Genomic DNA, 15,472 nt, shown 5'->3' with positions numbered 1-15,472 from the left:
GATGAAGACCATTCTCGCAATCGATCAAGGCACGAGCGGCACCAAGGCGCTCATCTTCGACAACGAAGGCCACGTGCATGCGCGCGGTTTCGCGCCGGTGACTTGCGACACGCCGCGCACGGGTTTCGTCGAGCAGGATGCGAATGCGTTGTATGAGTCGGTGCTCGTGGCGGTGCGCCAATGCCTGAGCGGATATCAAGGTGAGATCGCCGGGATCGGCATCTCGAACCAGCGCGAGACGGTCGTGCTCTGGGACCGGCAGGGCGAGCCCATCGTGCCGGCGGTGTCGTGGCAGTGCCAGCGCTCGCTCGGCATCTGCGAACGCATGAAGGGCGACGGGCTCGCGCCTTTGATCGCGCGGAAGACCGGCCTGCTGATCGATCCGTATTTTTCCGGCACCAAGCTCGTCTGGCTCAACGAGAACGATGAACGCGTCCGCGCGCGCATCGCAGCGGGCGAGGCGTTCTTCGGCACGGTGGACAGCTGGCTGCTGTACCGGCTGACGAAGGGCGCGGCCTATCGCACCGATTACACCAACGCGTCGCGCACGATGCTGCTCAATCTCGGCGCGCTCGAATGGGATCGCGAACTCGTCGCGCTGTTCGGGCTGGAAGGACTGCGGCTGCCGGAACTGCGGCCCTCGGCCTCCGACTTCGGCTCGACCGATTTCGACGGCCTGCTCGCCCGCCCGCTGCCGATTCTCGCGATGATCGGCGATTCGCACGCGGCCGCTGTCGGCGAAGGATGCCTGCGTCCGGGCGTCGCCAAGGCGACGATGGGCACGGGCTCGTCGATCATGATGAACGTCGGCGCGAAGGCGCACGAACCGGAGCACGGACTCGTGTCCACGCTGTGCTTCGCCATCGGGGAGCGCGTGGATTACGCGCTGGAAGGCATCGTCATCAGCGCGGGTTCCACGCCCGCGTTCCTCAAGGAAAAGCTGCATCTCTTCGACGACTTCGCCCACGCCGAACAGGCCTTCACCGACTACGACAACGGCGGCGTGTTCCTGATTCCGGCGTTCTCGGGCATCGGCTGTCCGCACTGGAAGTATCCGGGCGGGGCGCAGATCGTCGGGCTGAATTTCTCGACGTCGTGGCAGCACGTGGCGCGCGCGGCGTATGAATCCATCGTGTATCAGATCAAGGACGTCATCACGGTCATGGAACAGGCCGCCGATGTGCCGCTCGCCGAACTGTATCTCGACGGCGGCCTGACGCAGCGGCCGTTCCTGTTGCAATACCTGTCCGACACGCTGGACCGGCCCGTCAGCACGCTTGCCGTCAGCGAGATCTCGGCGGCGGGCGCGGCGGCGCTGGCGGGATGTCAGGCGGGACTGGCGGAATCGCTGGATGCGTATCAGGCCAAGCGCGTGGTGGCGCGGCGCGTGGAGCCGGGAAGCGGCGTCGCGGCGGCCGCGGACAATCATGCGCAATGGCTGCGCTGGATCAATCGACTTTGAAAACCTGGGAGTAGGGAACGTGACTTATCAAGCCAAGCGCTTCGAAGGCAAGGTCGTGGTCGTGACCGGCGGCAGCCGGGGTATCGGACTCGCCATCGCGGAGCGGTTCGCGCGGGAAGGCGCCAAAGTCTGCGTGACCGCGAACGAGAAAAGCGTGCACGATGCCGCCGCGCACCTGCGGGAAGCAGGCTTCGAGGCGCTGGCCGTCGAGATGGACGTGACGGACAAGCAGCAGGTCGTGGCGCTCTACGAGGAAGTGGCGGCCACCTTCGGCGAGGTGGACGTGTCGGTGCAGAATGCGGGCGTCATCACCATCGCGAAGCTGCCGGAACTGACCGAAGGCGAGTGGGACAAGGTCATGGCCGTGAATACCAAGGGCGTGTTCCTGTGCTGCCAGGAAGCGGCGACGCGCATGCTGCGGGCGGGCAAGACCGGCAGGCTCATCAATACGGCGTCGGGGCAGGCGCGGCAGGGCTTCGTGTACACGCCGCACTATGCGGCCAGCAAGTTCGGCGTGCTCGGCATCACGCAGAGTCTCGCGAAGGAACTGGCGCCCACCGGCATCACCGTGAACGCGTTCTGCCCGGGCATCATCACCACCGACATGTGGTCATACAACGACGAAGCCTGGGGCAAGCTGCTCGGCGACTACAAGCCCGGCGAACTGATGGCGGAGTGGGTCGCCAACATTCCGATGAAGCGCGCGGGCAACGGCGCGGACGTGGCCGGACTCGTGACCTTCCTCGCTTCGGAAGACGCGGCGTACATTACCGGCCAGACCGTCAACGTCGACGGCGGCATGTTCATGTCCTGAGCATGCCAACCGGCGGCAGGAGCGCGATGCTCAGACCGGCAGCGCGCTCAGCTTGGCGATGGTGTCGGCGCAGGCATGCGCGGCCTCGGCGCCCTTCACAAGGAAATGCTCGCTGAAGAAGCGGACGTGCTCTTCGCCGTGATGGAAGTGATGCGGAGTCAGGACCGCGGAGAACACCGGCGTGCCGGTATCGAGCTGGACGCGCATCAGGCCGTCGATGACTGCATGCGCGACGAACTCGTGACGGTAGATGCCGCCGTCGACCACGAGTCCCGCCGCCACGATGCCCGCATAGCGTCCGCTTTGCGCGAGATGCTTGGCGTGCAGCGGGATTTCGAAGGCGCCCGCCACTTCATGAAGATCGATGTCTTCACGCGTATAGCCTTTCGTGAGCATGGCCTCGATGAAGGCGGTCTTGCATTGATCGACGATGTCGCGATGCCAGCAAGCCTGGACGAAGGCGACGCGCGGACGGTTGGAACCTGCGGAAGAGACAGCCTGTGCTTCGATGGAGTGATTCATGTTCATGGACTTCAGCCTGTTTGGTGTGAACAGGGCGAAGGACAGCCGTTAGCCCCCGCACGCGCGCAGCGTGACGAAGGGCGGCGCGAGCCGTCCTGTTCTCTTTCATCCGGACTATACCGTCGGCCCCGGAATCCAACCGGGTCTGCTGACCTCGCCGGTGCGCCGGGTCCAATGGGATTGGACAGGCAGAACAACCGGTGAGCGCTCGCGGGCTACGTCTCCCGCAACAGGAAACGATTACCGCCGGTGGGGAATCGCACCCCGCCCCGAGAACGTGTTCCCCGAAAGAATCGAGATTCGGGAAACGAGGCGTACCTTATCATGATCCGCGTGCGTGCGCCGGATGCCCCTTGGGCTTGTCGGGCTTCGTTTTGCCGGATCGGCCACACAAATCGGACGACAATCCGGCTGGTTTCACGCGTCTTTCACATCCCTACGGCAAGCTCGCGGGTTTCTGACAAGCCTGCTTACTTTCTCCGTCCGGGATCAACCTGTGTATAGCAAGATCGCCCTGAGCACCACACTGCCACTGCTGATTGCGCTTGCCGCTTGCGGCGGCAACTCGACGACCCCGACCGCGAACGGGGCCGCCGCAACCGATACGGCTTCCGCGCCCGCCAGCGCTTCGACGCCCGCGAGCGCATCGTCGCCCGTCGAGGCCTCCGCGCTGACGGAAGCCTCCGCGCCCACCTCGGCTTCGTCCCCTGAAGTCTCGACGCCGCCGCAAGCCGGCCAATGGGCCGCCGCGAGCGCGGGCCAGATGCTCGACGTCACGCTCGGCGAACTGCATCCGACGCAGGCCGCGCTCGGCTATGACCAGATCTACTACAAGCTCGGCCGTTACGAGGCGGATCCGACCAAGAAGTTCGATGACTTCTGCGCCGACGAAGGTCTCGACAGCCTGGCGACGGACGGTTCGTCGGCCAGTTCGAAGCTGACCGATTCCACCAGCTTCACCTGCACGACCACCGACACCGCCCAGCGCGACACGACGGTCCTCAACCCGGTCGTGATCGGCCCGAACGGCGACTCGCTGTATCTGACCGACGGCCATCATGGTCTCTCGACCTACTACGAAGTCCCCGACGGCGGTCCGACGCTGCATGTGCATGTCATCGTGAAGGACAACCTGAGCGCGTACTCGGGCACGACGTTCTGGTCGGAGATGCAGAACCGCGGCTACACGCGCCTGAAGGACGCCAACGGCGCGCCCATCGCGGCGGCGCAGTTGCCCACCGGTCTCGGCCTGAAGCAGGGCATGCAGAACGACGTGTACCGCTCGCTGGTGTATTTCACGCGTGACATCGGCTATGGCAAGCCCACGCCGTCCACCGATTTCCTCGAGTTCTACTGGGCCGACTGGCTGCGCGCGAACTTCCCGCTGACCAGCTACACGCTGACCACGCCCGGCGCGACCGATCCGGATCCCGCAACCGCCGATAGCGGCTATCTGAACGCGGTGTGGAATGCTTCGCTGAAGATGGTCGCGACGACGGATCCCGTCATCGACGGCAAGACTGGCAAGGACCTCGGCCGGCTCGACGCGATCAATGCGGGCAAGAAGTACAGCAAGGGCGAGTTCGGCGATTTGCTGAAGCCGCTCAGTGCTTCGAAGCCGGGCAAGCTGGCCTATGCGCTCGACTACAAGACGCGTAACGGGCTGAAGTAAGGATGCGCGCGGCGGTCCGGCCAGGACGGCGCCGCGCATCAGGCTTCCCGAACCACTGGCGGGGCTGCGCGCCAGTCCAGCAAGGACCGCCGCCGCTTCTTCACGCGCGCCGCGAGCGGCACCGACCAGTTGTGCGGCCAATGGATGCCATGCGCGAAGTGTGACTTGCTGTAGAACGTGATGTCGTTGAAGCCGGCGTTGACCAGTTGCCTGATGAGGTCGTGCCGTACGAAACGCCGCATCTCGAGTGTGCTGCCCGGCCCGCCGTGAAAACACAGGTCTTCGAAGACCTCACGTCTGCCATCGACGGTGGTGTTGTGGAGCACCCACTTGTCGCCATCCGGATTCTCGAGATGCCAGTCGTGCAGGTTGGGAAACCATTCGATGGTGTCGGGTTGCGAGGCGTCGCCGGTACCGAACGGCACCGACATGACGAATACGCCGTTGTGTTTCAACAGGCGGCGGGCATTTTCAAAGGCCCTGGACACAGGCGGCGCCACGTGTTCGAAGACGTCCGTCGATACGATGAAATCGAGCGTTCCTTCCATTGAAGGATCGATCTTCGTGATGTCGAGGAACGGCTCCTGATGGTAGAAGGTATTCGTGTACCGAAGCTTGTGCATGAGCCGGTTCACATAGACGTCCCAGCAACTCATCCCGATGCCGACGATGTCGGGGCGCGGCGGCCATATCTCGTCGATGGTCAGGCTTTTGCCGAAGAGTTCGGTCGTGAGTACCTGAACGATCGAGCGCATCCGCACGGTCGAACCGCACGACGAGCAACTCGGCTCTTCCCGCGTGAGGCGTGATTTTTCCACCTCATTGGCAGTCCCGCAAATATTGCAGGCGAACTGGATGCGCTGTTGATTCGAGTCGCTCATGGGCAGTCGATCTCGCAACGGTGGATACCAGCGCAGATAGTAGCGCATCAGATCGCACGAGACGAGACGAATACCGCGCGTCAACGCCTCGCTTCAATGCGAAATGCTTTCCAGCGACTTCCCGAGCGTGCGCGGTCCCATCAGCCCGATGGCGAGAATCACGAGCGTCATCGCCCCGGCGATGAACACGAAGACGCCCGTGACGCCGAACTCCTTCAGCGTGAACGCGATCACGAACGAACTGAACACCGCCGACAGCCGGCTCCATGAATACACGAAGCCCACGGCGCGCGCGCGGATGGCGGTCGGATAAAGCTCCTGCTGATAGGCGTGATACGTGAACGAGATGATGTTGCCCGCCAGCGTCAGCAACACGCCGAGCACGACGATGAACGGCGCCGACGACGTCTGGCTGAACAACAGCCCGCTCACGATGTTGAGCGCCGCCATGGCGACGATGACATGCTTGCGCTCGAAGCGGTCCGCGATCAGATAGCCGAGCAGCGGGCCGAGCGGCGCCGCGAGTCCGATGATCGTGGTGTACAGCAGGCTCGACGTCACCGTGATGCCCTGCTTGACGAGCAGCGTCGGCACCCAGTTGGCGAAGCCATAGAAGCCCACTGTCTGGAAGATGTGGAACAGGATCAGCATGGCCGTGCGCCGGCGATACGGCGCTCTCCACATGTCCGCGAAACCGGCACGGCGCGCGACCGGCTCGGGTGCGCCCGGCGGCGGCAACGCTGCGCCGTGCTGCCGCGCCACGGTGGCTTCGAGGGTTTTCAGCACGGCATCGGCCTCGTCGATGCGGCCCTTGCTCGCGAGCCAGCGCGGGCTTTCCGGCAGGTTGCGCCGGAAATACCAGACGAACAGCGCGCTCACGCCGCCCAGCAGCGCGACCCAGCGCCAGCCGTCGAGCCCGAACGGCGCGCGCGGCACGAGCAGCCAGGAGCAGAACGCCACGACCGGCACCGCTGAAAAGCCCACCGCCTGACACACCGCGAAGGCGCGGCCGCGCAGATGCTTGGGCGCGAGCTCGGAGAGATAAGTGCCGATCGTGACCAGCTCGACGCCGATGCCGAGTCCGGACACGAAGCGCCAGAAGTTGAGGCCGCCGGCGCTGTCCTGGAAGGCCATGACCGTATTGGCGGCGACGTACCAGAGCATGGAATACGTGAAGATCGCGCGGCGGCCGAAGCGGTCGGCGAGAAAGCCGCACGCCGCCGTACCGATGAACAGTCCGCAGAACAGCGCCGCAATGAAGCTCGCGACGCCCGAGGTGCCGAACAGGCCGGGCGTGGTCGGGGTGAGCAGGCCGCTCTTCACCAAGCCCGGCGCGATATAGCCGGTGAACAGCAGGTCGTAGAGTTCGAAGAAGAAGCCGAGACTCAGCAGCAGGATCAGCTTCCAGACGGCGCGGGTCGCGGGCAGGCGGTCGAGCCGCGCTGAAATCAGGCCGCCGGGGCCGGGCGGCTCGGTGTCCGCAGCTACGGCCCGAGAAGGCGCGGCATGAAGGGTTTCGTGTAGCGGGGCGCTTTCCGAAATGGCCATGATTGTCTCCAGTCGTTTTTCTGGATGACGCAGGCTCGTATCACTCCGCGCGCGCCTCCATCTCATTGCTGGCCAATCTAGACGGGGCGGCGGCGTGCGAAAAGTGCTGCTTCGGCAGCGGGGGCATCGCAATCGGCGATGTTCTCGTTAACCCTGCGGCTGCGGTTCCGCGCGGACGTGCACGGTCCTGCCGCCCCTGCCACGACGACCGTCAGGCTCAGCGCCGGATCAGCATCGACATCAGTGCGCTGCCCGCGCACAGGCCTGCAACGATCGGAAAGATGATGGTCGTGTGACCGGTCGCATCGATGACGTGACCGATGGCCGGCTCGCCGATGCCCGCGAACGCGTACGACATCGTATTGAGCACGCCGGTCGCGGTGCCGGCCGCGCGCCTTCCGAAGAGATCCGGGCACAGCGCCCAGAACGACGAGGCCGGTCCGAACACGAAGAAGCCGCACAGGAACAGCAGCGCCACGCCCAGCAGGCTGCCGTGCGGCACGAACATCATGCAGATGGCGGTGGCGCAGGCGAGCACCATGTACCAGACGATCGCCACATAGCGCTTGCCCTGGAACAGCACGTCGGAGATCCAGCTGTTCGACAGCGAGCCGAGCGCCATGCCGACCGGCAACGCGATGGTGATCCACTTCGGATCGATCAGCGAGGACGAGGTCTTCCAGTCCATGCCGAGGAAATGCACCGGCACCCACACGACGAGTGCATAGCGCGCCGCGTTCTGCAGACCGATGGCGAGTCCCGTGATGTACAGCTTCCAGTTGCCGAGCACGAGCCGGTAGCGTTGCGCGCTGCTCAGGTCGTCGCCGGGAGAGGCGGGTGCAGCGGACGATTCTGCGGCAGGCAATTGCTTGTCTTCGGGGCGCTCCGCGACGAAGCACAGCAGCACGAGCGCGCCGAGCAGCATCGAGAGCGGCGCGAGCCGGAAGATCCACACCCAGCCGAGATGCAGCGTGCCCAGGATCAGCACAGGCAGGATGTACGCGAGCACCGACGAGAATCCCGAGAAGCCCACGTACACGCCGTACACGAAGCCGCGATGGCGGTCGTCCCACCAGTTCGAGAGCAGGCGGCTGCCGGGGGCGAAACCCATCGACTGGAAGAAGCCGTTCAGGCCCCACGCGAGCAGGAAGAACACGAAGCCGTGGCCGAAGCTGAACAGCCAGTTCGCCGCGAGCGACAACACTGCGCCCGCGATCATCATGGTCTTGCCGCCGAGCTTGTCGCCGAGATTGCCGTTGACGAACTGCCCGCCCGCATAGCACCAGAGCATGGTCGCGCTGATCCAGCCGAGCTCGTATTTCGACAGCCCGAAGTCGTGCTGGATGCCGGCGACCGCGAAGCCGAGCGTCTGCCGCCCGGTGTAATAGAACAGATAGCAGAAGGTCACGCCGATCAGCGCGCGCCAGCGATATTGCGCGCGCGTCGTTTCGTGGCGCGATAGTTGGTAATCCAGAACGTCGGGCGTATCAGAGGGCATGGTGTCTCCTGGTGGGCGCGATTCTGTGTCGCGCTCGTCGGGTGATATCAGGCGAGGTGATTGAGGGCGAGGTCGAAGGCGTCGAAGTTGCGCAGCCGGCGGCTTGCATCGATACCGCTCAGCCTGCGGTTGAAGAGCATCGGCACCTGTTGCTCCGATGCCCCGCCGTGCGAGCGCAACGGCACGGTAAGACCCGAGAGATCGTGCTTGTCGGCGGCGCTGCCGAGCACGGTCAAACGTTCACCGAGCACGACCAGATCGCCGATGCGGTCCGGCGGCAATTCGAACCGCTCGCAGGCCTGCGCGCGCGTGAGCACCGCACTGACGCCCGCGAGACCGGCCAGGAATTCCGTCACGTCGCGCTGCGGCGCGCGCTCGCCGAGATACACGGTCGCGTACGAACCCAGCGCGCCGTGATGCACGACGTAGGGATCGGTGATCGGCAGGATCACGCGGGCGGCGTCGGCGCCGAAGCGGGCATCGAGCCGGTCCTGCAGGAAGACGATGCGCGGGCGGCCGAGCGCATCGGTCTTCGCGTTCATGCCGTGATCGGCGGTGATCGCGAGCACCGCGCCGGCGTCGTGGTACTGCGCGAAGTAGCGGTCCATCATCGCGTAGAAGGCATTGGCCTCCGGCGTGCCGGGCGCGTGCTTGTGTTGCACGTAATCGGTGGTCGAGAGATACATGAGATCCGGGCGCTCATGCTGGAGCAGCGACAGCCCGGCCGCGAACACAAATTCCGACAGCTCCGCGCTGTACACCGAAGGCAAGCTCATGCCGGTCCGCTCGATCATGCCGGTCACGCCGTGCACCTCGATATCGAGCTGATCGGCCTTTTCCGCCGAGAAACAGATGCCGTGCAAACCGTGACCCAGCAGCGCGCGCAGCTTGTCCTTCGCCGTCACGACGGCCACGCGCTGTCCCGCGCGCGCCATCTCCGCGAGCAGGGTCGGGGCGCGCAGGTACTTCGGGTCGTTCATCAGCACTTCGGTGCGGGTTTCCTCGTCGAAGAAGAAGTTGCCGCAGATGCCGTGCACCGAAGGCGGCGCGCCGGTGACGATCGACAGGTTGTTCGGGTTGGTGAACGACGGCAGCACGCAGTCGCCGGTCAGCACGGTGCCGGTGTCGGCGAGCCGCGCGAGGAACGGCGCCGCGCCCGCGAGGATGGCCTGGTTGATGTATTCCTGCTCGCAGCCGTCGACGCACACCACGATGGTCGGCGCCGCAGGCATCTGATAGGAACGGGAGTTGACAATGATCGGGGAGGACATGAGCGCACCTTGTCTGGTTGAGTCGGTTCCCAGCGTAAGATGAGCGTTTCGCTCACACAATCGAAATAAAGACGCGATACCTGTCAGAAAAAATCACATATGCGATCCAAGCTTCCTCCTCTCAATGCGTTGCGTGTGTTCGAAGTCGCCGCGCGCGCGGGCAGTTATTCGGCGGCGGCGCGCGAGCTCAACCTGACGCACGGCGCGGTCAGCCGGCACATTGCGATCCTCGAGGAGTGGCTCGGCCAGCCGTTGTTCGCGCGTGAAGGGCAGAGCATGGCGGCGTCGCCGCATGCGCGGGCGTTCGCGCGGGAAATCAGCGCGGCGTTCGACCATATCGCCGATGCCGCCGAGCGCTACGGCCGCGATCATCGCGTGAAGGTGATCCGGGTGAGCGCGTCGGCGACCGTGGCGATGCGCTGGCTGATTCCGCGGCTGCCGCGTTTCGCTGAGCGTCATCCGGACGTGGACGTGCGCGTGTCCACCGCGATGTCCACCGAACCCGCGTTGCGCGGCAGTTTCGATCTGGCGATCCGCCGCTACGTCCCGCCGGGCGGCCAGTTCCAGAGCTGGCCGCTGTTCCGGGAGCGCATGACGGTGATCGCGAGCCCGGCGCTGCTGGAGCGCACGGGTCTGAGCCGTGTCGAAGAGCTGGCCGCCGCGACCTGGCTGACCAGCGAGACGCGTCCGGGCGACTGGGAAGCGTGGCTCGATGCCGCCGGTCACGCCGCGCTACGCGCGCATCGCATGCTGCGGTTCGATCACTTCTTCGTGACGCTTCAGGCAGTGGTGGACGGGCTGGGTTTTGGCATCGGCCCGTTGCCGACGCTCGACGCCGACTGCGCGTCCGGCCGCGTGTGCATGCCGTTTCCGGAACTGACGTCGAACGGCGCGACGTATCACGCGCTGGTGCCGCTGGATGCGGACAAGCCGGTTCACATGCGCGATTTCGTCGACTGGCTGCGGGCGAACGGGGACGAGGAGACGGACGGATAACTACGCCGGGAACGGAGCCACGCTGGACGCGCGTTGTGCGGCAACGGGGTGTTTGGGTCCGTTCATGACGGCCAGGAGCCAGTGTGGATCCGTGGGCTCGATCCATTCGTTATTCCAGGACAGCGCTTTGTGCCGGCCGGCCCATTTGGCCATTTTCTGATCGAACGCGTGGCAGTAGTCGTGTGCCGGGCAGACGAGTCCCGCCAGGGATCGACGACCCAGCAGTTCTCATAGTCCGTCAAGCCCACGTGATCTTGCGCGCTTGCCGGCACGCGGCCGACCAGCGTGAACAAGGCGGGAGAGTAGTCCGTCGGCGTGCTTCGGTAAGTGGCGGACTGAACCTCCGGGACAGTCGCCATGGCGGCGTGCAGGCGGTGAATGCTCTGCATGTCGCCTCTGCGGAACTTGTTGCCCGATTTGATTCCGCCCGAACGAAAGTTGTCGCGGACCACGTTGAAGGACCAGCGCGCGTAGTGCTCGTTGGTGCTGCCGGACAGACTCTGCGTCGGAGCGGCTTGATTGAAGGCGGTGCACGTGACCAGTCGTTGCGCCTGGCGAGGTTTCCTCCATCATAGATCGTCCTCTTCGATGTAAGACGCCGGTTCGGCGGCCTGGTGGAAGCCGGCGGACCCATTCGACGCGGATGAGCGGCTCGCCTGCGCTGGTTCGATTTCCTGCGTGGCGCGAATACTTTCCCGGCGAAACGAAACATCGCGTGCTCCCTTTACTGTGCGCTCGCGGCACGTGGCGTGCCGGCGAATCGATGGGCAAAACGGCCGACGGCGAGAGCATCAGTATGGATCTGGAGCGTGACCAGGAACGTGACGCGAGCCCGCCGGCACAAAATTTGGCCCTTACACACCGCAAGCCTGCTCATTCCCAACTCATTTTGCCCGCGCAGACTGCGTCCATTGATCGTCGAGGGAGACACCGTCATGGACCATCAAAATCAAGCGGCCTTCCGCTCCTACGTCGAGATCCTGCTCGACCAGTTGCTGCAGCACGCCGGCCGGCCGGTGCTGCGCTATCGCGATACCGATATCGACGGCCGCACGCTGCGTGCATCGATCTTCCGTCACGCGCGCGCGCTCGAAACCTTCGGCATCGGCCGCGGTTCGCTGGTCGCGCTGTTCGCGCCGAACTGCCCCGACGCGCTCGCCATCCACTACGCGGCCAACCTGCTCGGCGCGGCCTCGATGTTCCTGCCCGCGGCCGCCTCTGTCGATGATCGGGCCGCGTTGCTGAAACGCATCCGCCCCGCGTTGCTCGTCGCGTTCGCGGAGACCGCGCATCTCGTGCCGGAAGATGTGGGCGTGCGGGTCGTGCATATCGGCACGGGCCTGGCCTCCATGCGCCTCGACTTTCGCGCGGCCTTGCAGTCCGCCGCGCCGCTGCCGAGCCGCGCGCGTCCCTGCGATCTCGCCATGGTGGCGTCGTCGGGTGGCTCGACCGGCGTGCCGAAAGCCAGCCTGCGCAGCTTCGCCGCGTATTCGGCGATGGTCGGCGCCACGCCTGCGCCGCAGCGCCGCCAGCTGGTCAACGGCGCGCTGGCCTATCTGTCGCAAGTGCTCGTCGATCAGACGCTGACGGGCGGCGGCACGGTGATCCTGCGCCCCGGCTTCGACGCCGCCGACACGCTCGCGACCATCGAAGCCGAACGCATCACCGACCTGCTGCTGGTCGAACCGCAACTGTTCGAGACGATGGATCATCCGGACGCGCGCACCCGCGACCTGTCTTCGCTGCGCTCGATCGTGCATATCGGCGGTTCGGCGCCGGCCGTCCTGCTGCGGCGCGCGCTCGCACGCTTCGGTCCGGTGCTCACGCACATGTACGGCGCAAGCGAGGCCGGTCTCGTTAGCGCGCTGACGCCGTCAGACTATCTCCCCCATCCCGCCGCGCTGGAAAGCTCGGGGCGCGTGCGCAACGGCGTCGACCTGCGCCTGCGCCGTGCCGACGGCTTGCTGGCGGCGCCGGGCGAAAGCGGCCGCATCGAGGTGAAGTCGGCTTCGGTGGCGCAGGGCTATCGCAACCAGCCGGTCGACTCGGCGCTCAAGTTCTGCGGCGGCTGGTGCATGACCGGCGACGTCGGCATGGTCGACGCGCAGGGTTTTCTGCATGTGCTCGGCCGCGCGACGGAGGTCATCGACATGGGCGGCGTGCCGTTCGGACCCGCTCAGATCGAAGCCTCGCTGTGCGCGTTGCATCAGGTGCGCTACGCCGTGGCGGTGTCGAATGACTATCCCGCTGCCAGCAAGGTATGGAATGTCCTCGTGATGCCGTGGCCCGGCCTGTCACTGAATCTCGCGTTGTGCCGGCGGGCGATCGAGCTGAACTGCGGCCGGCAGGTCGCGGAGGCCGTGCACCTGATGACGGCGCCGCGCGTGCCGCTCACCGAGCAGGGCAAGGTGGATCGCGGCGCGATCGGCCGCCTGGCGCTGGCCGTGCCGGACGACACGATGCCGGGGCAGGAAGCCGCGCTCGGTGCATGAGCGCCGGAGCTAGCGATCGAACTCGCGGGTCTGTTCGGCTTCTTCAAAGATCGCCCCGAAGCGCGTGGGCACGACCACGACGGAGCGGCCGGCGGGATCGTAGATATCCGTCAGCGCGAACGCCTCCGCGATGATCGCTTCCACGTCCTGACGCAGCATCGTCACGTCGAAGGAAAGGTGCGCTGCGAACGGATCCCAGTCAAAGCAGCCGACCACCAGCGAACGCCACGCCTCGGCAGGCAGTGTCGAGGTGAACTGCACGAGCCCTTCGAACGCGGTGATCGAATTCATCAGCAATCCTGCCGGCAGCCGGCCCAGCGCCGCCTGGCGCGCCGCCAGCGCGCGGCGCGCGGCGGCGGCGTTGTAGCCGCAGGAATCGACGGCATCCGCGGCGGGCTCGATGCCGCGCGCGGCGAAAGCGTCGCGGAAGCCGGCGATGCGTGAATCGGTGGCGTATTCGCCGGGAATGCCGCCGAGCAGCACCAGCTCGTGCGGCGACTTGCCTTGCGCGAGCAGCTTGTCGAGCAGCACGTCGGTGATCGCGCGCGCGCCGCCGCGATTGTCCGACACGACCGACGGCGCGCCGTCGCCCGGCAGGTCGAGGTTGATTGACGGCACGCCCGCCGCCGCGCAGCGCTCGTTCAGCGGCGCCGGATTGCGCACCCCCGCGATGAACAGCAGTTCCACGCGTTGCGCGAGCAGCGTTTCGGTGACGCTGATTTCCACGGCCGGGTCGCGCTGCGTGCCGACCACGATCGGACACAGGCCGCGATTGCGCGCCTGATCTTCAAACGTCTGCGCGAGCCCCGCGAAGAAGCGGTTGCGATAGTGCGGCAGCACCATGCCCGCCAGCCCCGAGCGTGACAACCTCAGGCCGCGCGCCTTCAGATTGACGTTGTAGCCGAGCTTGCGCGCGCTTTCGAGCACGCGCTGCGCGGTTTCCTCCTTGATGCGATAACGCGTCCACGTGCCGTTCAGCACCATGCTGACCGTCGAGGTGGATGAACCCGTGGCGCGGGCGATATCGTAGATCGTCGATTTTCTTGCGGGCTTGTGACTGGCCATCAGGCTGACTCCAGGCGCGTGCTTGTCCGGACGGTACGGGCAAGGCAGAACTCGGATTCTTTAGGGTTTGTCCGAGTCGACCGCCTTGCTGAATAGATTCAGCATACCTCAGCCCGAACTGCTGAATGGATTTAGCAAAAACTTCAGCAGGCGGCGCGGCAGCACGGCAAGCGGAGTTCCGACCAACCCGACCGGGCGTCCGCCTGACATGCGGCGGAAGTCCTCCGCAGGAGACAAGTCCATGAAACTGTTTCGCGCATGGTGTGCAGGCGTGGCCTCGGTTGCGCTGATGCTGGCGGCCGTCCCGGCCTCGGCATCGCCGGATCAGCCGGTGATCGGCGTGGTGGTGAAGATCGGCGGGATTCCGTGGTTCAACGCGATGGACGCGGGCATCAAGAAGCGCGCCGCGCAACTCGGCGTCAAGGCCTTCATGATCGGGCCGACCAGCGCCGATCCCGCGCTCCAGGTGCGGGCCATCGAAGATCTGATCGCGCAGAAGGTGGATGTGATCGGCGTCGTGCCGAACGATGCCGAAGTGCTCGAACCGGTGCTGCAACGGGCGCGCGCGGCGGGCATCAAGGTCATCACGCATGAATCGCCGAAACAGCAGAACGCCGACTGGGACTTCGAGCTGGCGTCCGTGAAGGGCTTCGGCGAGGCTTATGCGAAGCGTCTCGGCGAGGCGCTCGGCGGCAAGGGTGAATACGCGGTGTTCGTCGGCTCGCTCACGGTGCCGCTGCACAACGCCTGGGCCGATGCGGCGAACGCCTACATCAAGGCGAACTATCCGGACATGACGCTGGTGGGCGATCGTTACGGCGTGGCGGAAGACGTCGATGCGTCGCGCAAGACCGCGCTCGACCTGATGCGCGCGCATCCCAACCTGAAGGCGATCCTCGCGTTCGGCAGCCAGGGCCCGATCGGCGCGGCGCGCGCGGTGCAGGAAAAGCAGATGAAGGGCAAGGTGCTGGTGCTCGGGCCGTTCTCGCCGGGACAGGGGCGGCGGCTGGTTCACGACGGCGTGCTGACCGGCGGCTACATGTGGAATCCGGAACAGGCGGGCGAAGTGTTCGTGACGCTCGGCACGATGGTCGCGAAGGGCCAGCCGGTGAAGGACGGCACGAATATTCCGGGACTGGGCGTCGTGCATCCTGACGGCCACAACCTGATCGTCGATCAACTCGTGGACCTGAACGAGAAGACCGTCGACGATCTTGCCAAAACCGGCCTCTGAACGCGCCCAGCCGCCGC

12 protein-coding genes and 1 riboswitch are annotated in these 15,472 nt (G+C 65.6%); of the genes, 6 read left to right on the top strand and 6 right to left on the bottom strand.

Going from position 1 to position 15,472, the window contains the following annotated elements:
* The first annotated feature begins 1 nt into the window (after position 1).
* Together QCE62_RS25295 and QCE62_RS25290 are read left to right on the top strand one after the other, a co-directional pair.
* Entirely contained in the window at positions 2 to 1,462 is a 1,461-nt protein-coding gene (locus QCE62_RS25295) for an FGGY family carbohydrate kinase (RefSeq protein WP_309924393.1), read from the top strand.
* 19 nt (positions 1,463 to 1,481) lie between these two features.
* Positions 1,482 to 2,276 carry a glucose 1-dehydrogenase gene (locus QCE62_RS25290; protein ID WP_309924391.1) on the top strand — a complete coding sequence of 265 codons (795 nt, stop codon included), beginning with the start codon at positions 1,482 to 1,484 and terminating at the stop codon, positions 2,274 to 2,276.
* Positions 2,277 to 2,306: 30 nt separating this feature from the next.
* On the opposite strand, the gene QCE62_RS25285 is transcribed toward QCE62_RS25290, so the two are convergent.
* The gene (locus tag QCE62_RS25285) at positions 2,307 to 2,804 is read right to left on the bottom strand and encodes a 6,7-dimethyl-8-ribityllumazine synthase (protein WP_309924388.1); all 498 of its coding nucleotides are present in this window, start codon (positions 2,802 to 2,804) and stop codon (positions 2,307 to 2,309) included.
* An 87-nt stretch (positions 2,805 to 2,891) separates the two neighbouring features.
* Positions 2,892 to 3,079: riboswitch (FMN riboswitch) on the bottom strand.
* 215 nt (positions 3,080 to 3,294) lie between these two features.
* Between QCE62_RS25285 and QCE62_RS25280 the strand changes: the two genes are divergently transcribed.
* Positions 3,295 to 4,470, top strand: coding sequence for a ParB/Srx family N-terminal domain-containing protein (locus QCE62_RS25280; protein WP_309924386.1), 1,176 nt, complete (start codon positions 3,295 to 3,297; stop codon positions 4,468 to 4,470).
* 38 nt (positions 4,471 to 4,508) lie between these two features.
* Here the strand turns inward: QCE62_RS25280 and QCE62_RS25275 are convergent, their stop codons facing one another.
* The 4 genes from QCE62_RS25275 to phnA form a co-directional block, all read right to left on the bottom strand.
* Positions 4,509 to 5,351, bottom strand: coding sequence for a methyltransferase domain-containing protein (locus QCE62_RS25275; protein ID WP_309924384.1), 843 nt, complete (start codon positions 5,349 to 5,351; stop codon positions 4,509 to 4,511).
* A 93-nt stretch (positions 5,352 to 5,444) separates the two neighbouring features.
* Complete coding sequence (locus tag QCE62_RS25270) at positions 5,445 to 6,899, bottom strand: MFS transporter (RefSeq protein WP_309924382.1); 1,455 nt, start codon at positions 6,897 to 6,899, stop codon at positions 5,445 to 5,447.
* 217 nt (positions 6,900 to 7,116) lie between these two features.
* The gene (locus QCE62_RS25265) at positions 7,117 to 8,397 is read right to left on the bottom strand and encodes an MFS transporter (RefSeq protein WP_309924380.1); all 1,281 of its coding nucleotides are present in this window, start codon (positions 8,395 to 8,397) and stop codon (positions 7,117 to 7,119) included.
* Between the two features lie 47 nt (positions 8,398 to 8,444).
* Complete coding sequence (gene phnA / locus QCE62_RS25260) at positions 8,445 to 9,668, bottom strand: phosphonoacetate hydrolase (RefSeq protein WP_309924379.1); 1,224 nt, start codon at positions 9,666 to 9,668, stop codon at positions 8,445 to 8,447.
* Between the two features lie 99 nt (positions 9,669 to 9,767).
* Here phnA and QCE62_RS25255 point away from each other — a divergent pair, with 99 nt between their 5' ends.
* A complete protein-coding gene (locus QCE62_RS25255) occupies positions 9,768 to 10,664 on the top strand; it encodes a LysR substrate-binding domain-containing protein (protein WP_309924377.1) in 897 nt (298 codons plus the stop codon).
* A 935-nt stretch (positions 10,665 to 11,599) separates the two neighbouring features.
* On the top strand, positions 11,600 to 13,156 hold the full coding sequence (locus QCE62_RS25250) for an AMP-binding protein (protein WP_309924374.1): 1,557 nt from the start codon (positions 11,600 to 11,602) through the stop codon (positions 13,154 to 13,156).
* A gap of 9 nt (positions 13,157 to 13,165) precedes the next feature.
* On the opposite strand, the gene QCE62_RS25245 is transcribed toward QCE62_RS25250, so the two are convergent.
* On the bottom strand, positions 13,166 to 14,221 hold the full coding sequence (locus QCE62_RS25245) for a substrate-binding domain-containing protein (protein WP_309924371.1): 1,056 nt from the start codon (positions 14,219 to 14,221) through the stop codon (positions 13,166 to 13,168).
* Between the two features lie 241 nt (positions 14,222 to 14,462).
* Between QCE62_RS25245 and QCE62_RS25240 the strand changes: the two genes are divergently transcribed.
* Positions 14,463 to 15,455, top strand: a complete 993-nt coding sequence (locus tag QCE62_RS25240) for a substrate-binding domain-containing protein (RefSeq protein ID WP_309924369.1) — start codon at positions 14,463 to 14,465, stop codon at positions 15,453 to 15,455.
* Positions 15,456 to 15,472: the final 17 nt, after the last annotated feature.

This window comes from Caballeronia sp. LZ033, from assembly GCF_031451265.1.
Taxonomy (GTDB): domain Bacteria; phylum Pseudomonadota; class Gammaproteobacteria; order Burkholderiales; family Burkholderiaceae; genus Caballeronia.
This window is presented reverse-complemented; position numbering and strand designations above follow the sequence as displayed.